The 18683-nt window shown below is 72.2% G+C and carries 18 protein-coding genes and 1 tRNA gene; 5 read left to right on the top strand and 14 right to left on the bottom strand.

The annotated features are described in order from the left end of the window. Positions 1-294 (bottom strand): YgjP-like metallopeptidase domain-containing protein (locus tag ACFHYO_RS00295; RefSeq protein ID WP_512700643.1); only part of this gene is annotated, 294 nt, incomplete at its 3' end. A 97-nt stretch (positions 295-391) separates the two neighbouring features. Between ACFHYO_RS00295 and ACFHYO_RS00290 the strand changes: the two genes are divergently transcribed. Together ACFHYO_RS00290 and ACFHYO_RS00285 are read left to right on the top strand one after the other, a co-directional pair. After that, complete coding sequence (locus ACFHYO_RS00290; RefSeq protein ID WP_036703496.1) at positions 392-712, top strand: TIGR02300 family protein; 321 nt, start codon at positions 392-394, stop codon at positions 710-712. 199 nt (positions 713-911) lie between these two features. After that, positions 912-987 (top strand) — tRNA-Ala (locus ACFHYO_RS00285). A 97-nt stretch (positions 988-1084) separates the two neighbouring features. On the opposite strand, the gene ACFHYO_RS00280 is transcribed toward ACFHYO_RS00285, so the two are convergent. The 12 genes from ACFHYO_RS00280 to ACFHYO_RS00225 form a co-directional block, all read right to left on the bottom strand. After that, positions 1085-2389 carry a vWA domain-containing protein gene (locus ACFHYO_RS00280; protein ID WP_394317505.1) on the bottom strand — a complete coding sequence of 435 codons (1305 nt, stop codon included), beginning with the start codon at positions 2387-2389 and terminating at the stop codon, positions 1085-1087. Next, positions 2379-2960: a MerR family transcriptional regulator gene (locus ACFHYO_RS00275; protein ID WP_394317503.1), complete on the bottom strand. Its 582-nt coding sequence runs from the start codon at positions 2958-2960 to the stop codon at positions 2379-2381. Before ACFHYO_RS00275 ends, ACFHYO_RS00280 begins: the two co-directional genes overlap by 11 nt. 160 nt (positions 2961-3120) lie before the next feature. Further along, entirely contained in the window at positions 3121-4611 is a 1491-nt protein-coding gene (locus tag ACFHYO_RS00270) for a class I adenylate-forming enzyme family protein (RefSeq protein ID WP_394317501.1), read from the bottom strand. Then, on the bottom strand, positions 4608-5042 hold the full coding sequence (locus tag ACFHYO_RS00265; RefSeq protein WP_036703489.1) for a PaaI family thioesterase: 435 nt from the start codon (positions 5040-5042) through the stop codon (positions 4608-4610). The genes ACFHYO_RS00270 and ACFHYO_RS00265 overlap by 4 nt, the downstream gene beginning before the upstream one ends. Next, positions 5039-6088 carry an acyl-CoA dehydrogenase family protein gene (locus tag ACFHYO_RS00260; RefSeq protein WP_394317499.1) on the bottom strand — a complete coding sequence of 350 codons (1050 nt, stop codon included), beginning with the start codon at positions 6086-6088 and terminating at the stop codon, positions 5039-5041. The genes ACFHYO_RS00265 and ACFHYO_RS00260 overlap by 4 nt, the downstream gene beginning before the upstream one ends. Positions 6089-6097: 9 nt before the next feature. Continuing rightward, positions 6098-7294, bottom strand: a complete 1197-nt coding sequence (locus ACFHYO_RS00255; RefSeq protein WP_394317498.1) for an acyl-CoA dehydrogenase family protein — start codon at positions 7292-7294, stop codon at positions 6098-6100. An 11-nt stretch (positions 7295-7305) separates the two neighbouring features. Beyond that, positions 7306-8481, bottom strand: coding sequence for an acetyl-CoA C-acyltransferase (locus ACFHYO_RS00250; RefSeq protein ID WP_394317496.1), 1176 nt, complete (start codon positions 8479-8481; stop codon positions 7306-7308). Beyond that, positions 8478-10577: a 3-hydroxyacyl-CoA dehydrogenase NAD-binding domain-containing protein gene (locus ACFHYO_RS00245; RefSeq protein WP_394317494.1), complete on the bottom strand. Its 2100-nt coding sequence runs from the start codon at positions 10575-10577 to the stop codon at positions 8478-8480. Before ACFHYO_RS00245 ends, ACFHYO_RS00250 begins: the two co-directional genes overlap by 4 nt. After that, positions 10574-11380 carry an IclR family transcriptional regulator gene (locus tag ACFHYO_RS00240; protein ID WP_394317492.1) on the bottom strand — a complete coding sequence of 269 codons (807 nt, stop codon included), beginning with the start codon at positions 11378-11380 and terminating at the stop codon, positions 10574-10576. The genes ACFHYO_RS00245 and ACFHYO_RS00240 overlap by 4 nt, the downstream gene beginning before the upstream one ends. 16 nt (positions 11381-11396) lie before the next feature. Continuing rightward, positions 11397-12734, bottom strand: a complete 1338-nt coding sequence (locus tag ACFHYO_RS00235; protein ID WP_394317490.1) for a TRAP transporter large permease — start codon at positions 12732-12734, stop codon at positions 11397-11399. A gap of 1 nt (position 12735) precedes the next feature. After that, on the bottom strand, positions 12736-13248 hold the full coding sequence (locus ACFHYO_RS00230) for a TRAP transporter small permease (RefSeq protein ID WP_036709356.1): 513 nt from the start codon (positions 13246-13248) through the stop codon (positions 12736-12738). A 163-nt stretch (positions 13249-13411) separates the two neighbouring features. Then, positions 13412-14461 carry a C4-dicarboxylate TRAP transporter substrate-binding protein gene (locus ACFHYO_RS00225; RefSeq protein WP_043131295.1) on the bottom strand — a complete coding sequence of 350 codons (1050 nt, stop codon included), beginning with the start codon at positions 14459-14461 and terminating at the stop codon, positions 13412-13414. A 271-nt stretch (positions 14462-14732) separates the two neighbouring features. Between ACFHYO_RS00225 and edd the strand changes: the two genes are divergently transcribed. Then, the gene (edd, locus tag ACFHYO_RS00220) at positions 14733-16535 is read left to right on the top strand and encodes a phosphogluconate dehydratase (protein ID WP_394317487.1); all 1803 of its coding nucleotides are present in this window, start codon (positions 14733-14735) and stop codon (positions 16533-16535) included. 108 nt (positions 16536-16643) lie between these two features. Here edd and ACFHYO_RS00215 read toward each other — a convergent pair whose 3' ends face one another. Further along, positions 16644-17030: a DUF2147 domain-containing protein gene (locus ACFHYO_RS00215; protein WP_036703635.1), complete on the bottom strand. Its 387-nt coding sequence runs from the start codon at positions 17028-17030 to the stop codon at positions 16644-16646. A 208-nt stretch (positions 17031-17238) separates the two neighbouring features. Here ACFHYO_RS00215 and hisA point away from each other — a divergent pair, with 208 nt between their 5' ends. Together hisA and secG are read left to right on the top strand one after the other, a co-directional pair. Further along, on the top strand, positions 17239-17955 hold the full coding sequence (hisA, locus tag ACFHYO_RS00210) for a 1-(5-phosphoribosyl)-5-[(5-phosphoribosylamino)methylideneamino]imidazole-4-carboxamide isomerase (RefSeq protein WP_394317485.1): 717 nt from the start codon (positions 17239-17241) through the stop codon (positions 17953-17955). Positions 17956-18058: 103 nt separating this feature from the next. Continuing rightward, on the top strand, positions 18059-18622 hold the full coding sequence (gene secG, locus ACFHYO_RS00205; protein ID WP_394317483.1) for a preprotein translocase subunit SecG: 564 nt from the start codon (positions 18059-18061) through the stop codon (positions 18620-18622). The last annotated feature ends 61 nt before the right edge of the window (positions 18623-18683 follow it).

Raw genomic sequence — 18683 nt, 5'->3', positions numbered from 1 at the left:
GCCCTCGGCGACCGGGCGCCGCACCGCGGCGGGGGTCAGGACCAGCGCCCGCCCCTCGACCGGCAGCGCTGCGCCGAACGCGGCCACCGTCGGCGGCGCGACCGTCGCCAGCGCCCCGCGCAGCCACTCGCGGCGGCTGGTGAGGAAGGCCAGCGCCTCGGCCTCGCGCACGCCCGGCGGCAGCGTCAGCGTCACCGACCCGTCCCGGCGCGCGACCCTGAGCGTCATCCGCCGCGCCCGCGCGGTGCGGCACAGCGTGACCTCGGTCCCGTCGAGCGCGATGATCCCGGCCACGCCGCCTCTCCCCCCGCCCCCGAAAGCCTTTGACACCCCCTGTGGGCTGTGGCAGGGGAGGCCGGATTTACCTGACCTTTGGCGAAAAGAGAACACCATGCCCAAAGAGGAATGGGGCACCAAACGCCTGTGCCCCGTCTGCGCCGCGCGATTCTATGACCTTGGCAACGACCCGATGACCTGCCCGGCCTGCGGCAACAGTTTCTCGGTCGAGAGCCTGGCGACTGCGCGCACCCGCTCGATGATCGCCGAGAAGGCGGCGAGCCGCGACGCCGGCGACGATGACGTGATCGACGACGATCTGGACGACGCGAGCGACGCGGGCGATCTGGACGACGATCTGCTGGACGATGACGACGATGACGGCGACGTGTCGCTGGACGACATCGCCGACGTGGCCGAGCCCGAAGAGGACTGAGCCCGGGCCGCCGCATCGGCGCCCGACCCGGCCCCGAGGAAAGCCCCCTTCCCGGGGGCTTTTTTCGTTTCGGGCCAGCCGTTTGCCGGCTGGTTCGAGAAACTTGCCGGTGCCGTTCTTTTTCCGCTTGCAGCGTTCCGCGGCTGCCCCTATACGACCCCCCACGCGGGCGGCAGGTGCTGCTGCCCGGACCTCCGGTGGGGCCATAGCTCAGTTGGTAGAGCGCTTGAATGGCATTCAAGAGGTCAGGGGTTCGACTCCCCTTGGCTCCACCAATTCTCCCTGATCCGTTGGGTTCTAGAGCGGCCGTAACCGTCGAAGCGGCGCGTCAGGCCCTTCCCGCGTAGGCCAGACGGACCGCCCCGCCTGCCCTCAGCTCCGGCGCAGCCGCTCGGCCCAGCTTTCCTTGTCAGGACCACGGAAGTCCTCGACCGAGTTGAAGTTGCGCTGCGCGAGGTAGTGCATCTCCTTGCGCAGGCGCGCGTCCCATTCGCGCGTCGCCCGCGCGCGCAGCAGCGCCATCTGTTCGAGCAGTTCCGCGCCGCCGGGCAGTCCCTCGACGTAGCGGTGGAAATACCGCGACTGGGTCTCGGCATACTCGTGGGCGGCAGCGGGCTCGCGGGCGTTCAGCTGCGCCATGACCCGGAGGATCTGCCCCATCCAGGCCCCGGCGGCGCCGACCGAAAGGTCGGTGTCGCGCGGCTGGTCCGTGTTCTCGCGCGCGTCCGCGAAGGTCAGGCGGGCGTGGCCGGCCAGCGGCGCCATCGCCGCGCCGGTCACGGCATCACGGCCGTGCAGCGTCAGCGCCAGCTTGACCTCATCGCCGGGGCGGCCCGGGGGAAGGGTCAGGGCGATGAAGACGTCGCGCGGCTTGCCGCGCAGAAGCGCGCCCATCGGGATCTCGACCCCGTTGCGGGTGCGGCGCGCGGTGGTGGCGCCGAGCGCCTCGGCCATCACCCCGGCGGGCAGGTCAAGCGTCAGCACGAGCGCATCGGCCGCGGTCTGCGCCGAGGCATCGACTTCGGCCGCCAGCACTGTCTCGATCTCGTCGCATTCCTCGGCGTCGAGCAAGCGGCCGCCCCCGGCCTCGGCGATGCTGCCGAGCAGCTGCTCGTCGTAGCCGTCGCCGATCCCCAGCGCCGAGGTGGTCACGCCCCGGGCCAGCAGCTCCTGCGCATGGCGGGCGAGGTCACCCGTCCCCACCACGCCCGCGTTCGCATGGCCGTCGGACAGGATGACGATCCGCGTCGCCTGCCCCGCCCGCGACGGCGACTCGGTCGCCGAGATCACCGCCTGGAACCACCCCTCCGAGAGGTTGGTGCCCCCTCCGGCCTCCATCGCTGCGATCACGCTTCGGGCGTCGCGCCGGCCGGCCTCGTCCATCTCGACCCCGGCGAGGCGCACGGTGGCGTCGCTGGCGAAGGACACGAGGGTCAGGCGGTCCTCCGCGCCGAGGCCGTCGAGCGCCCCGATCGCGGCCCGGCGGGCGGCGTCGATCCGGCCGCCGCTCATCGAGCCGCTGGTGTCGAGGGCGAGCCCGAGGTTCATCGGCGGGCGGGCGACCGGGGTGGCCGCGGGGGGCGCGGTGACGCGCACCCGCAGGTAGCGGCGCGAGTCGCCCCGGTCCCAGACGAGCTGGCGGTCCAGGGCGGCGGTCATGGTGAGATCACTGGTCATGCGGCGGCTCCTTGAGGCTGCTGCGGATGAGGTCCGCGATGCGGTCGAACTGCAGGCGGACGGCGGGCGGAAGCTCGCCCGAGACGTGCAGCTCGACGTCGGGGTTGATGGTGAAGACGGTGACGGTGCGGGTCGGCGTGCGCCGGCCCGGGGCGTTGGGCAGCCCTTCGGACGACGGCTGCGCGCGGGTGTTGGCCGGGACGCGGGCCAGCCGGTTCGGGGCGTCGGCCGAGGGGCGCGGGGCGGCCGGGGCCGCGATCGAGCGCAGATAGGCCGCGGCAGAGTTCAGCGGCCCGGGCTGGGGCGTGAGCAACGCGGCCTGCGCCTCGATCTCGGCCTCGCTCATGGTCCACAGCCGGCGGCGGATGTCGGTGAGGCTGGCCCGGTCGAGTTCGCGCATGGCGCGGATCGCACGGGCGCGCGCCAGGTTTTCGGGCGGGTAGCCCGCCCCCCGCCCCTGCCGGAGGGGTGGCAGCAGGAGGTCCTGCGCCAGCCACGAGCGCAGGGTTCGTATCTCGACGCCCGAGGCGTCCGAGATGTCCTGCAGCGAGATTTCAGAGTTGTCTGCCATGACGACAGAGTTAGACCATACATCTTGCCATGTCAAGATGTATACTTCTTGACAGCGCTTGGCAGATCGGCCCGTGACGGGCCGGTGCCATCGGGCGCACCCGTGCAGGAAGCAAACGGCGCGCACCCAGCGCGCGCCGCCACAGGCGCGGCTCAGACGCTCAGGCGAGCGCGGCCGCAAACACCTCGATCAGCCGGGTCTTGAGGATTTTCCCCGTGGGCGCCGCGGGCAGACTGTCGGCGCAGACGATCCGCGAGGGGCGCTTGTAGGGCGACAGCCGCTCGGCCACGAAGGCCGACAGCTCCGCCTCGCCCACCGCGCCGGGGGCGGCGAGCTGGCAGAAGGCCAGCACCTCCTCGTTCCCGCCGGGGAGGCTGCGGCCGATCACCGCCGACTGGACCACCGCCGGGTGCTCGTTCAGCGCCGCCTCGACCTCGGGCGGATAGACGTTGAAGCCGCCGCGGATGATCAACTCGCGCGAGCGCCCGGCGATGTGCAAGTTGCCGGCGGCGTCGATCCGGCCGAGGTCGCCCGAGCAAAGGAACCCGTCGGCGTCGAACAGCGCGGCGGTCGCCTCGGCGTTGCGGAAGTAGCCGGGGGTGACGTGCGGGCCGCGGGTCTGGATCTCGCCCACCCCGTCCGGCCCCGGATCGCGCAGGCGCAGCTCGACCCCCGGCAGCGGCGGGCCGACGCTCACGTCGGGCACGCCGGGCGGGTTGACGGTCAGCGTGACCCCGGCGGTCGTCTCGGTCATGCCATAGCCGTTCTGCAGCGCGACGCCGTAGAAGGCCTCGGCCCGCCGCTTCCACTCGGGGTCGAGCGGCGCGGCCCCCGACGAGACATACCGCAACCGCCCGCCCGGGGCGTGGGTCAGGCCGCGCGCCGCCGCCTCGGCCATGATCAGCGCGTGCATCTGCGGCACCGCGGGCAGCACCGTGGCACCCGCGGCCAGCGCGTCGAGCACGTCGCCCGCCGAGAACCGCGGCGCCAGCCGCAGCTCGGCCCCGGCGATCAGGCCGGCCAGCATCATCGAGGTCAGGCCGAACACATGGGTCATCGGCAGCACGCCGAGGATGATGTCCTGCGGCCCCAGTTCGCGCATCCGCGCCGACGAATTGCCGCCGAACATCAGGTTCGCGTGGGTCAGCATCACCCCCTTGGGCGTGCCCGTGGTCCCCGTCGTATAGAGGATCACGGCGACGTCCGGGGTCTCGGGCGGGGCCGGATCGGCGGGGGACGTCGCGGCCAGCGCGAGCGCGCCGAGCGGCGTCGGCCACGCCTCGGCGCCGAGGCGGGCGGCGTGCTCGGCCGCGGCGGGCGAGACGTTCGTCAGGAACACCGTCAGCCGCGGGTCGGCGTGGGCGCGGATGCGGTCGAGCTCGGGCCCGGTCATGCGGGCGTTGACCGGCACCGCGACCGCCCCCAGCCGCGAGGCAGCAAGCACGAGGCCGATCATCGCGGCGGCGTTTTCGGACAGGATCAGCAGCCGGTCGCCGGGGCCGAGCCCGCGGGCGGCGAGCGCCGCGGCCAGCTCGGCCACCGCCGCGCCGAGGTCGGCGAACGAGATGCGGCGGCCGTCGTGATCGACGAGCGCGGTCGCCTCGGGGCGGGCGGCGGCCTGGGTGTCGAGGACGCTGTGGATCGGGGTCATCGGATCTCCTCGGTCCGTTCAGGCCTCGGGGCGGGCGCCTTGGCGCGGGTGAAGACGCCCGAGGCGGTGGCGAGCAGGGTGCCGTCGTCGGCGACCAGCTCGGCGGCGGCAAAGACGATGCGCGCGCCCTGGCGGACGATCCGGCCGGTAGCGGTGACGCCGCCGGGACGGCCGGCGGCGACGAAGTCGGTGTTGAGCGAGAGGGTCAGGAACGGCACCCGGCCGGTGTCGTCCACCGTCAGGCTCGCCGTCGCCCCGCAGGCGTTGTCGAGCAGCATGGCCGCGATCCCGCCGTGCAGCACGCCCGAGCGGTTCAGGTGGCGGTCGTCTACCACCAGCCGGCAACGCGCCCGCCCGTCGCCCTCGCCCACGTCGAGCGTATAGCCGAGCAGACGCTGCGCCCCGGTCTCGTCGCGGATCAGCCGGCTCATGTGGCGTCCGGGGCGGCGTCCGGGGCGGCGTCCGGGGCGGCGTCCGCAGCCGACAGCGCGATGAATCGCTCGAGATGGTGATCGCTGTCGCCGAAGCGGGCGTCGGCGGCGATCAGGCGACGGGCCAGCGGGGCGGCGTCGTATTCCTCGGTCATGCCGATGCCGCCATGAAGCTGGATCATCTCTTCAGCCACCCGCCGCGCCACCCGGCCGACCAGCGACTTGGTGGCGGCGACGTGACGATCGCGGTCGGGCGCGTCGAGATGGGCGGCGAGGTTCCACGTCGCGGACCGCGCCTGCTCGACCTCGACCAGCAGGTCGGCCATCCGGTGCTGGATCGCCTGGAAGCTGCCGATCGGGCGGCCAAACTGCTTGCGGGTTCGCAGGTAGTCGGCGGTCAGGTCGACCGCACGCTCCATCCCGCCCAGCGCGTCGGCGCAGGTGGCGAGGATCGCGGCGGCCATCGGCCGGTCCAGCAGCGCCGCATCCCCCAGCCGGCGGGCCGGCACGCCGTCAAGCGTCACCTCGGCCGCGCGCCCCCCGTCCATTAGCGGATAGCCCCGCATCGAAAGCCCCGGCGCGTCGGCCGCGACGAGCCACAGCCCATCCGTCGCGCTGACGATCAGGTGGGTGGCGTCCTCGGCCCCCGCGACCAGCGACTTGGCGCCGCTCAGCCGGTCGCTTTCGGCGCGCGTCGCGCCGCTGCCATAGTCGTAGCGCTGCCCCGGCTCGCCCAGGGCCACGGCGATGCGCGCGGTCCCGGCGGCCGCGGCCTCGGCCAGTTCGCCCTCGCCGGCCGCGGCGAGCACGCCTGCGCCCAGCACCACGCTGTCGAGCAGCGGCGACACCGCGCCCGCCTGCCCCAGCGTGCGGAACACCGCGAGGATGTCGCGCCCCGTGCCGCCAAAGCCGCCCGCGGCCTCGTCCATCAGCGCCGCCCCGGCGCCGAGGTCATAGACGGCCGCCGCGTCCCCGCCCCGTTCGAGCGTCCGGGCCAGGCTTTCGCCCAGCATCTGCTGTTCTTCGGTGAAGTCGAAATCCATCATGCGTCCCCGTCACAGCCCCAGCAAGGACTTGGCGATGATCCCCCGCTGGATTTCGTTCGAGCCGCCGTAGATCGACAGCTTGCGGTTGTTGAGATAGGCGCGCCCCGCCGCCGCCGCCTCGGGCGGGCCGGGCGGCGTCTCGTCGTTGGCGCCCTCGAGCCCCTCGGAGGGGAAGGCGAGCGCCCACGGCCCCACCGCGCGGCGGGCGAGGTCGTTGATCGCTTGCCGGATCTGGGTGCCCTTGAGCTTCAGCATCGAGCTTTCCGCGCCGGGCGCCTGCCCTGCGGCCGCCTGCGCCAGCATCCGCAGGTTGGTGGTGGCCATCGCCATCAGCTCGATCTCGACCTCGGCGATGCGGGCGGCAAACAGCGGGTTCTCACTGAGCGGGCGGCCGTTCGCCACCTGCGCCCGCGCGATCCGCTTGAGCGCGGCGAGGCTCGCGGTGGCGAAGCCCACGCCGGCGATGTTCGTCCGCTCATGCGTCAGCAGGTACTTGGCGTAGGTCCAGCCCTTGTTCTCTTCGCCGACGAGGTTCTCGACCGGCACGCGCACCTCGTCGAAGAACACCTCGTTCACCTCGGGGGTGCCGTCCAGCAGCACGATGGGCCGCACGGTGATCCCGGGCGAGGTCATGTCGATCAGAAGGAAGCTGATCCCCTCCTGAGCCTTGGCGGCCGGGTCGGTCCGCACGAGGCAGAAGATCCAGTTGGCGTGCTGGCCGAGGGTGGTCCAGGTCTTCTGGCCGTTGACGATGTAGTGGTCGACATCCCGCACCGCGGTGGTGCGGACCGAGGCGAGGTCGGAGCCCGCCCCCGGCTCGGAGTAGCCCTGGCACCACCAGTCGGTGCCGTCGAGGATGCGCGGCAGGAACCGCTGCTGCTGCGCCTCTGAGCCGAACTTCTGCAGCACCGGCCCCAGCATGGCGATGCCGAAGGGCAGCACCCGGGGGGCATGGGCGAGCGCGCTCTCCTCCTCGAAGATGTGGCGCTGGATGGCGGTCCAGCCGGCGCCGCCGAAGCGGGTCGGCCAGTTGCCGGCTAGCCACCCCTTCTCTTGCAGGGTCGCGTGCCACTGCTCGGTCTCGGCCTTGGTCAGCTCGCGGTTCAGCCGCACCTTGTCGGCCAGATGCGCGGGCAGGCGGTCCTTGAGGAACTGCCGCACCTCGGCGCGGAACGCCTCGTCCTCGGGCGCAAGCGTCATGGTCATGGGCGTCTCCTTCAGAAAATCTCGATGAGGCCCGCGGCCCCCTGGCCGCCGCCGACGCACATGGTCACGACGCCCCATTTCGCCCCGCGCCTGCGGCCCTCGAGCAGGATGTGGCCCGCCTGACGGGCGCCGGTCATGCCAAACGGGTGGCCGATGGCGATCGAGCCGCCGTTGACGTTGTAGCGTTCGGGGTCGATCCCCAGCCGGTCGCGGCAATAGAGCGCCTGGCTGGCGAAGGCCTCGTTCAGCTCCCACAGGTCGATGTCGTCGACGGAAAGCCCGGCGCGTTCGAGCAGCCGGGGAACGGCGAAGACCGGGCCGATGCCCATCTCGTCGGGCTCGCAGCCCGCGACCGCAAAGCCGCGGAAGGCGCCGAGCGGGGTGGCGCCCTCGCGGGCCGCGGTCTCGGCCTCCATCACCACCAGCGCTGCGGCGCCGTCCGAGAGCTGGCTGGCGTTGCCGGCGGTGACGAACTGCCCCTCGCCGCGCACCGGGGTCAGCCCCGCCAACCCCTCGCGCGTGGTCGAGGGGCGGTTGCACTCGTCGGCGGCGAAGGTCACGCGCTCTTCGCGCGCCTCACCGGAGGTCTTGTCGGTGACGGCGCGCGTCACCTCGATCGGCACGATCTCGTCGGCGAAGAGCCCGGCCTCCTGCGCGGCGGCGATGCGCTGCTGGCTGCGCAGCGCATAGTCGTCCTGGTCGTCGCGGCTGACGCCGTAGCGGGCGGCGACGATGTCGGCGGTCTCGATCATCGGCAGGTAGAGGTCGGGGCGATGCTCCTCCAGCCACGCCTCTCGCGAGTTCCGCGGCGGCGGCTGGACGAGGCTGATCGATTCGAGCCCGCCGGCGAGGATCGCCTTCGCCCCCTCGACGCGGACCATCTGCGCGGCCATCGCCAGCGCCTGCAGCCCCGAGGCGCAGAAGCGGTTCACGGTCGTGCCCGCGACGCTGACCGGCAGCCCGGCGCGCAGCACGATCTGGCGGGCGATGTTGCCGCCGGTGACGTATTCCGGGTAGCCGCAGCCCCAGATGCTGTCCTCGATCAGCGCCGGGTCGATGCCCGCGCGCGCGACCGCGATACCGGCGACATGACCGCCCATCGTGGCCCCGTGGGTGAGGTTCAGCGTGCCGCGCCCGGCCTTGCCGATGCCGGTGCGGGCGGTGGCGACGATGACGGCGTCCTTCATGCGGTGTCCTTTCCATGATCGGCGAAGCGGCCGCCGGTGTCGGCGAGCCGCCTGAGCAGCGGCGCCACTTGCCAGAAATGCGGGTCGTCCTCGGCGTAGCGGGCGATGTCGGCGGCGATGCGGTCCAGCCCCTGCGCGTCGGCCCAGTGCATCGGCCCGCCGAGCGCGCGGGGGAAGCCGTAGCCGTGCAGCAGCACCACGTCGATGTCGCCGGCGCGCGCGGCGATCCCCTCGTCGAGGATGCGGGCCCCCTCGTTGACCATCGCGGCCATGTAGCGCGCCTGGATCTCGTCCTGCGAGAAGGGCCGCGGGGTGATCCCCAGCTCATCGCGCACGTCCTTGAGCAGCGCCCCCATCTCGGGGTCCGGGCGGCCCTGCGGCGAGGTGTCATCGTAGATGTAATAGCCGCGCCCGGTCTTGCGCCCGAGCCGCCGGGACTCGGCCAGCCGGTCGGCGAAGACCGGCACCCGCTCATCGGGATGCCGCGTGGGGGCCTTCCGCTGCCGGGTGGCGTAGCCGATGTCGAGCCCGGCGAGGTCGCCCACCTGATAGGGCCCCATCGGGAAGCCCAGCTCGACGATGGCGGCGTCGATCTCGTAAGGCGAGGCGCCGTCCAGCACCATGTGGTCGGCGGCGGCGCGATAGACCGAGAGCATCCGGTTGCCGATGAACCCGTCGCAGACGCCCGCGCGGACGGCGATCTTCCCCATTCGTTTGGCGAGCGCAAAGCCGGTCGCGGCGACCTCGGGGGCGGTCGCGTCGGCGATGACGATTTCGAGCAGCCGCATGACGTTCGCGGGCGAAAAGAAATGCAGCCCCAGCACGTCCTGCGGGCGCTTCGTCGCTGCCGCGATCTCGTTGACGTCCAGATACGAGGTGTTGGTGGCCAGCACCGCGCCCGGCCGGCAGACGCCGTCGAGCGTGGCAAAGACCTCGCGCTTCAGCGCCATGTCCTCATAGACCGCCTCGATCACCAGATCGGCCTCGGAAAGTGCAGAGTAGTCGGTGGCGGTGCGGAAGCGGTCCTTCAGCATCGCATCGCGGTCGGCGGTGGTCAGCTTGCCGCGCTTGACCGCGCCGTCCTGCATCCGGGCGAGGCCCTCGGCGGCGCGGGTGGCGGCCTCGGCGTCCCGCTCGATCAGCGTCACGTCGAGCCCGGCCGAGAGCGCCGCGGCGGCGATCCCCTGCCCCATCGTGCCGCCGCCGATCACGCCGATGCGGTCGACGGCGCGCGGGGTCACGTCCTTCAGCGCGGGCTGCTGCGCCGCCTGCCGCTCGGCGAAGAAGGCGTGGATGAGGGCGGCGCGCTGCGGCGTCTCCATCAGTTCGAGGAAGATGCGCCGCTCGAGCGCCATGCCCTCGTCGAAGGGCAGCGCCAGCCCCTCGGCCACCGCCTCGAGCGCGCGGCCGGGCGCCACCTGCCCGCGGGCGCTGCGGGCGAGCTTGCCGCGAAGGGTGGCGAGTTGGGCGGCGTCCACCGCGGGCGCGGGCTCGGCCGAGAGCCGGCGCGGCGCGGCGCCCTGGGCGAGCAGCGCCCGGGCCGCGGCGATCCCCGCCGCGCGAGGGTCGGTCTCGTCCGCCAGCGTGTCGATCAACCCGAGTTGCAGCGCCTCGTCGGCGCCGATCTGGCGGCCCGAGGTCATCAGCTCGACCGCTGGCGCGACCCCGATCGCCCGCGGCAGGCGCTGGGTGCCGCCGGCGCCGGGGATCAGGCCCAGCGTCACCTCGGGCAGGCCCATGCGCGTGCCGGGCACCGCCACGCGGACGTGGGCGCCGAGCGCGAGTTCCAGCCCGCCGCCCAGCACCGTGCCGTGCAGCGCCGCGACCACGGGCTTTCCCGCCGCTTCGAGCGTGGCGATCACCTCGGGCAGGTAGGGCGGCACCGGGGGCTTGCCGAACTCGCTGATGTCGGCCCCGGCGACGAAGGTGCGCCCGGCGCAGAACAGCACCGCGGCGCGGGCCTCGGCGTCGGCCTCGAACGCCGCAACCGCGTCGGTCAGCCCCTGCCGCACGGCGGCCGAGAGCGCGTTCACCGGCGGGTTGTCGATCTGGATGAACCCGAGGTCGCCCTCGCGGCTGTAGGTCACTGCACTCATGTCGTCGTCCTCGTCATGGTGAGCGGCTGGCCGGTCAGCCGTTCGAGCGTCTGGACCGCCTCGGCGAGCTTCGGCCCGACCTCGGCCTGCATCCGCGCGGCCTCGGCCGCGTCGGGCAGCGCGCCGCAGGTGAAGACCACCGGCTCGGCCAGCTCGGCGGCGCGGAAGGGCGCCGAGACGGCGTTGTAGGGCGCGGGTCCGCCCGGCCCCCCTTCGGTGTAAACGAAGCCGCGGGCCAGCAGTTCGGCCTGCGCCCGGCCCCGGGTCGCGGCCAGGTCGCCGAGGGGCGCGGCCTCGCCCACGGGGAAGTCGGCCAGGACCCGCGCCAGCTCGTCCTCGGTCGCCGCCGCGATCCAGGCCCGCGCCGACGAGAACCCGCGCAGCGACACGGGCTGGCCGACCTCGAGCCAGATCGAGGCCACCCGGCTCGGCCGCCAGGTGCGGATCAGCACCAGCCGCGGCCCGTCGCGCACCGCCAGCACCACCAGCGTGCCGGTGTCCTCGGCCAGCCGCGTCATCAGGTCCACGGCGGGGGTGAGGAAGCTCAGCGACGCGGCCGCCACCTGCCCCACCGCCACCAGCGTCGGACCGGGGCGGAAGCGGTCGTCGCGCTCGGACTGGACGAGGTAGCCGAGCTGCCCCAGTGTCCACGTCAGCCGCGAGACGGTGGACTTGGGCAGTCCCGCGCGCTGCGCGATCTCGGCGTTGCTCAGCCCGTCGTCGCCGATGCGGAAGGCACGCAGCACCGACAGGCCACGGGCCAGCGTGGTGGCGAAGCGGGGGTCGTCGTCGGGTCTGAGCATGGCCGTATCCTCTCGCTCACATCGCGTTGGGGATGACGAGCGAGATCCACGGTATCAGCACCAGGAGCGCCAGCACCACGAGATCCATGGCGAGGAAGCGCATGACCCCGGCGAAGATCGTGTCCACGCTGATCCCGCGCCCGGCGACGTTGCCGATGACGAAGACGTTGAGCCCCACCGGCGGCGTGATCAGCCCGATCTCGAGCAGCTTGACCACGATCACCCCGAACCAGATCAGGTTCATGTCCATCCCCTGGATCAGCGGGATGACGAACGGCAGCGTCAGCACGATGATCCCGATCGGGTCGAGGAACATCCCGAGGAACAGGTAGAGCACGACGATCGCGGCCATCAGCATGAGCGGCGGCAACCCGGCGTCGGCGATCCAGCCCGAGACCATCCCGGCCGAGCCGGTCAGCGCCACGAACGACACGAAGATCTTGGCGCAGGCGGCGATGAGGAAGATGGCCGAGGTCTGCAGCAGGCTCTCGCGCACGGCCGACCACAGCGTGGAGAGCGTCAGGCGGCGCTGGCCGAAGCCGATGGCGACGGTCAGCACGACGCTGACGGCGGCGGCCTCGGTCGCGGTGAAGAACCCGCCGTAGATGCCGCCAATGATCGCCGCGAACAGCACCAGCGCCGGCCAGGCCGAGATCGCCGCGGCCAGCCGGGCGCCGCGCGGCATCGGCGTCGGGTCGATCGGCGCCGCCGAGGGGTCGCGGCCCACCCACCACAGGATGACGATGATGTAGCCCGCGAGTGTCAGCAGCCCCGGCAGGATGCCGGCAAGGAACAGCTTGCCGATCGAGGTCTCGGTGAAGATGCCGTAGAGGATGAAGAGCACCGACGGCGGGATCAGCGACCCCAGCGTGCCCCCTGCCGCGACCGAGGCGGTGGCGAGCCGCGGGTTGTAGCCTAGCCGCAGCATCTCGGGGATGCAGATGCGGCCCATCGTCGAGGCACAGGCGATGGACGAGCCCGAGATGGCCGAGAAGCCCGCGCAGCCCATGACCGAGGCGATCCCCACCCCGCCCGGCACCCGCCGCATCCAGACGTTCGCGGCATCATAGATCCGCGTGGTGATGCCCGCGTGATAGGCGATGTTGCCCAGCGCGATGAACAGCGGGATCATCGACAGATCGTACGAGTGGATCAGCTCGAAGAAGCTGTTCACGACCAGCGAGGTGGTCGGGTTGATCGCCCGCTCGGGCGCAAAGCTGCCCGAGCGGAAGGCATAGACGAGGAACGTGCCGATGGTGGCGGTGCCGGCGAGCACGAAGGCGATCGGCACGCGCAGCGCCAGCAGCAGGATGACGAGGCCGAAGGCCACAAGTCCGATGGTCGATGCGTCCATGTCAGACGGCCTCCTCTTCGTCGTGGCGCTGTTCGGTGACGGTGCCGGTGCGGCGCAGCTCAGAGAGGTCGGCCAGCGCCACCTGCGCCAGACGCACCCACATGGCGATGAGCCCGAGCAGGAAGACCAGCCGCATCGGCCAGCGCGGCACGCCCAGCTGGCCGTCGTAGAACTCGCCCGAGGTCCAGGTCGCGTTGAGGTCGCGGGCCGAGGCATAGATCAGCGGCAGCACCGCGATCAGCGCCACCACCCAGCCCATGACGATCAGCCGTCCGCGCCAGGCGGGTGACATCCGGTCGGTCAGGAAGGTGACGGAGATATGGGCGCGGTGCGCCGTCGCTGCCGCGAGCGGCAGCATGATGGTCGGGATCATCAGCTCGCGCACGAGGATCACCACGTCGGGCAAGGTGCGGTGGGCGAATGTCCGCATCGCCACGTCGGTGGCGATCAGCGCGGTCAGCAGGAAGACCGACACCACTGCGAGTTCCAGCATGATCCGTTCGATGGCCTTCATGGCAGGCTCCTCTGCCGCTTCTCGGGTCGGAAGATCGGGTCCGGCGCGCCTGCCCGCGCAGGGCGGGCCACAGGGGCCGGACGGCGCCCTGCCGCGGTCAGGCGGCGGCAGGGGCCGATGGCACGGGGCCCGGCGGGCGGGCCCCGGTCACGCGGTCAGCGGCTCACTTGGGCGCCCAGGGGTAGCCCTTCTCGTCGCGCAGCTTGGTGTACTCTTCGATCCCGGCCTTGTAGGCCTCGACCATGCCCTTGCCGTCCAGTCCCGCGGCATCGGCGCGCGCGATCCAGTCGTCGATGTACTTCTGCCCGCCCTCGACCAGCCGGGCGCGGTCGGCCTCGGGCAGGACGATGATCTCCTTGCCACCGTCGCGCAGGATCTGGACCGATTCCTCGTTCGCGGCACCGAGGATGCGGCCGAACTCGTCAGCCAGCCCCTCGCCCGCGGTCATCAGCGCGGTCTGGTTCTCGGGCGAGAGCGCATCGAAGCTCTGCTTGTTCATCAGGATGCCCAGCGCGCCGATCTGGCCCCAGTCAAGCTCGGTGTAGCTGGTGAACACCTCGTCCAGCTTCAGCGCCTTGACGAGATAGGGATAGGTCTGGGTGCAGTCGATCAGCCCGGTCTCGAGCCCCTGGTAGGCCTCGTAGACGCTCATGTCGACGGGGGTGGCGCCGAGGTCGGCGAAGACCTTGCCATAGACGCCCACGCCGCGGACCTTCAGCCCCTTGAGGTCGTCGAGCGTCTTGATGCTCTTGCCCTTGCAGCCGACCTGCACCGCCGAGGTGGTGTAGGTGCCGACATAGACGAGGTTCTGCTTGGCCAGGTTCTCGCGCACCTTCTCGTCGGTGCGCATGATCCGGTCGACGGCCTTCATGCCCACCCACGGATCGGTGTTCGGGATCGGCAGGTCCGCGAGGCCATAGGCGATCATGTCGGCGGGGAAATAGACGCCGATGACGCTGCCGAGGTCGGCCACGCCGTCGCGCAGCGACTGCACCGCGGCCTTGTCGGAAAACAGCGCGCCGCCCCAGTTCACGTCGATCTTGAGGTCGCCGTTCGAGAGCTTGCCGACCTGGTCGACGAACCACTGGGTGCCCTCGGCGCGCACGCCGCGGTTCGGCCCGGCCTCGCCGTAGATCAGGGTCGTCTGGGCGCTGGCCCAGCCGGCGGTCGCGCAGAGCGCCCCGGCGAGAATCGTCGCGTGAAGCTTGTTCATGATGAAGTCCTCCCTGTTCCGTTATATGGCACAGCGTTCCATTCAGTGGAACATAAAAAATGACGTGGCGGCATTTTCGTGGGTTGGGTCCCGCGCCCTGACGTCACCAGAGGGCCGGCACACGGCACCATCACAGCCCTCGCCCCGCTCACGAGCCCCGACCCCGCCCTGCCCCGCAGCAGCCCAGATCCCCGCTCGCCCGGCCAGATTGCAGCGTTAACGCTAACGCGTTAAAACTCGATGACCCCGCACCCGGCCGGAGGAGCCGCGCATGACCCTTCACCCCGTCATCGACCGCGTCACCGACCGCATCCGCGCACGCTCGGCCGAGAGCCGCGCCGCCTATCTCGCCCGCCTCGCCCGCGCCGCCGAAGAGGGGCCGCGGCGGGCGCATCTGTCCTGCGGGAACCAGGCGCACGCCTATGCGGCGATGCCCGACAAGGCCGACCTCGCGCTGACCGCGCGCCCGAACCTGGGGATCGTCACCGCCTACAACGACATGCTGTCGGCCCATCAGCCCTACGAGGGCTTCCCCGACCTGATCCGCCGCGCCGCCCACGCCGCCGGCGCCACAGCGCAGGTCGCGGGCGGGGTGCCGGCCATGTGCGACGGGGTCACCCAGGGCCGCGCGGGGATGGAGCTGTCGCTGTTTTCCCGCGACGTGATCGCGCTCGCCGCCGGGGTGGCGATGAGCCATGACGTCTTCGACGCCGCCCTCTGGCTCGGGATCTGCGACAAGATCGTGCCGGGGCTGGTGATCGCCGCGGCGACCTTTGGTCATGTCCCGGCGGTGTTCCTGCCCGCCGGGCCGATGCCCTCGGGGCTGCCCAACGACGAGAAGGCCAAGGTGCGACAGGATTTCGCCGCCGGCCGCGTGGACCGCGCGGCGCTGATGGCGGCCGAGATGGCCTCCTATCACAGCCCCGGGACCTGCACCTTCTATGGCACCGCCAACTCCAACCAGATGCTGATGGAGTTCATGGGCCTGCAGCTGCCCGGCTCGAGCTTCGTGAACCCCAACACGCCCTTGCGCGAGGCGCTGACGGTCGCCGGGGTGACGCGGGCCGCGGCGATCACCCGGCTCGGCAACGACTATACCCCGGTCGGCGCGATCCTGGATGAACGTGCCTTCGTCAACGGCATGGTCGGGCTGATGGCGACGGGCGGGTCCACCAACCTCGTGATCCACCTGCCGGCGATGGCGCGGGCGGCGGGGATCGCGCTCGACCTCGCGGATTTCCACGACATCAGCGCCGCCGTGCCGCTGATGGCGCGGGTCTATCCCAACGGTCTGGCCGACGTGAACCATTTCCATGCCGCGGGCGGCCTTGGCTTCCTGATCGGCCAGCTGCTTCAGACGGGGCTGCTGCACCCCGACGTGCGGACCGTGGCGGGCGACGGCCTCGACCGCTACACCGCCGAGCCGCGGCTCGACGGTGACGCGCTGACCTGGGTGCCGGGCGCGGGCGAGAGCCTCAACGACCGCATCTTGCGCCCCGCCGCCGCGCCGTTTGCGGCCACGGGCGGGCTGCACATCCTCGGCGGCAACCTCGGGCGGGCGGTGATCAAGGCCTCGGCGGTCAAGCCCGAGCTGCACGTCATCGAGGCGCCGGTGCGGGTCTTCGACGACCAGAACGCGGTCAAGGCGGCATTCCAGGCGGGCGAGTTCACCGCCGACACCGTGGTCGTGGTCCGCTTCCAGGGCCCGCGCGCCAACGGGATGCCCGAGCTGCACTCGCTCACCCCCACGCTCTCGGTGCTGCTCGACCGCGGGCTCAGGGTGGCGCTGGTCACCGACGGGCGGATGTCGGGGGCGTCGGGCAAGGTGCCGGCGGCGATCCACGTCTCGCCCGAGGCGGCGACGGGCGGGCCGCTCGCGCGGCTCAGGGACGGGGACGTGGTGCGGCTCGACGCGGTGGCGGGGACGCTCGACTGCCTCGCCCCCGACTTCGCCACCCGCGAGCCGGTGACCGCCGACCTGTCGGCCAACGCCCACGGGATGGGGCGCGAGCTCTTCGCCGCCTTCCGCGCCCACGCTGCGCCCGTCGAGCACGGCGCCGGGATCGTCGTCTGAACGACGAAACCGCAGGCGCTGCGGCCTGCGGTTTCTTTCCTGCCCGAATAACCTGGGGTCCGGGGCAAGGCCCCGGCTTCGGCGGGGGCAAGCGCCCCCGGCGTCAGCTCACTTCAGCTTGGTCCAGGTCTGCGACTTGCAGATCAGCCCGCCGGCCACGCAGCCCGACAGCTGCATCGACTTGCCGTTCACCTGCGCCTTGCCGTTGTAGATCTTGTCGTCGGCCGGGCGCAGCACCTTGCCCTTGTAGGCGCCGCCGCCGGCCGGGGCCATGCCGATCACGATCTGCTTGCCGATGTTGGGCGACTTGTAGGCTTCCTTGCCCTTGAAGGTCTTGACGATGGTGCCGCAGAAGGCGCCGCCGCAGGGGCTGATCTGCACGAAGGCCGAGGCGCCCTCGTCGGCCTGGGTCTGCCACAGACCCTCGATCGGATCGGCGGCCATCGCGGCGGTGCCCGCCAGCGCGAACGCTGCGGCGAGAATCATGGTTTTCATAAGGTGTCCTCCCAAGGATCAAGCGCCAGGCGCTGGCGGAATCAGACGGGCAATGGCGCGATTCAGGCAAGCGTGACGTAGGGTCGCGGCGATCACATCCGCGTCTCGCCGGACCCCTGCCATGCCTCGCACCATGGCCCGCCTGCCTTTCCCCGGCCCCGCGCCTGTGGCATGGACCCCCGACCCCACCGACAGCACGAGTGACGCCATGATCCTGTACCCCGCCATCGACCTCAAGGACGGGGCCTGCGTGCGGCTCTTGCGCGGCGACATGGCGGCGGCGACGGTGTTCGGCACCGATCCGGCGGCGCAGGCCCGCGCCTTCCAGGACGCCGGAGCCGAATGGCTGCATCTGGTGGACCTCAACGGCGCCTTCGCCGGCCAGCCGGTGAACGGCGCGGCGGTCGAGGCGATCCTCGACGCGGTCACCGTCCCGGTCCAGCTCGGCGGCGGCATCCGCGACATGGCGACCATCGACGGCTGGCTCGCCCGCGGCATCGCCCGCGTCATCCTCGGCACCGTCGCGGTCGAGAACCCGGCCCTGGTCGAGGAGGCCGCCCTTGCCCACCCCGGCCGCATCGCCGTCGGCATCGACGCCCGCGGCGGCCGCGTCGCCACCCGCGGCTGGGCCGAAGAGACCGAGGTCACCGCGACCGACCTGGCCCGCCGCTTCGAGGACGCGGGCGTGGCCGCGATCATCTATACCGACATCGACCGCGACGGGGCGATGGGCGGTCCGAACACCGCGGCGACCGAGGCGCTGGCCCGCGCGGTCGCGGTCCCGGTCATCGCCTCGGGCGGGGTGTCGTCGCTCGCCGACCTCGTCGCGCTGCGCGACACCGGGGTGATCGCCGGGGCGATCTCGGGGCGGGCGCTCTATGACGGGGCGCTGGACCTCGGGCAGGCGCTCGCGGCGCTGCGCTGACGCAAGACGAGTCGGGCCGGGACGCTCGAGGGAGGCCGATCAGCTTGCCTTCCCCCGGCCCGCTGCCTAGATAGGCGCGATTCCGAACCAAAGGCGAAAACCCGTGGAAAACGTCGTCCTGACCGTGCATCTCATCCTGGCGCTCCTGCTGATCGGGGTGGTGCTGCTGCAGCGGTCCGAGGGCGGCGGGCTGGGCCTCGGCGGCGGTGGCGGCGGGGTGATGACCGGCCGGCAGGCCGCCATCGCGCTGTCGCGCGCCACCTGGATGCTGGCCACGGGTTTCCTGATCACCTCGATCGCGCTGACGGTCATCGCGGCGCGCAACTCGGCGGGCGTGTCGGTCGTCGACCGGCTGGGCGGCTCCACCGCTCCGGCGACGCCCGCACCGGCCACGGGCCTGCCGACGCTGCCCACCTACGCGCCGCCGCCCGGCAGCGGCCAGCCGGTGCTGCCGCCCGGCGCCGCCGCCCCGGTGACGCCGGCCGCGCCGGCCGCGACGGCGCCCGTCACGACCGCGCCGGTCACCCCTGCCGCCACGGCACCGGTTGCCCCGGCCCCGGCAGAACCGGCCCCGGCCCCGGCCCCGGCTGCGGCGGAAAGCCCTGCCACCACCACCACGACCACCACCACCGTCCCGGTGACGGCGCCCACCGCCCCCTCGAACTGATCCACAACCCTTGGGGGCGGCCTCGCCCCCGCCCTACCACACATCGCGGTCCGTTGCGGCA

The organism is Paracoccus panacisoli, assembly GCF_042435015.1.
Taxonomy (GTDB): Bacteria; Pseudomonadota; Alphaproteobacteria; order Rhodobacterales; family Rhodobacteraceae; genus Paracoccus; species Paracoccus panacisoli.
This window is presented reverse-complemented; position numbering and strand designations above follow the sequence as displayed.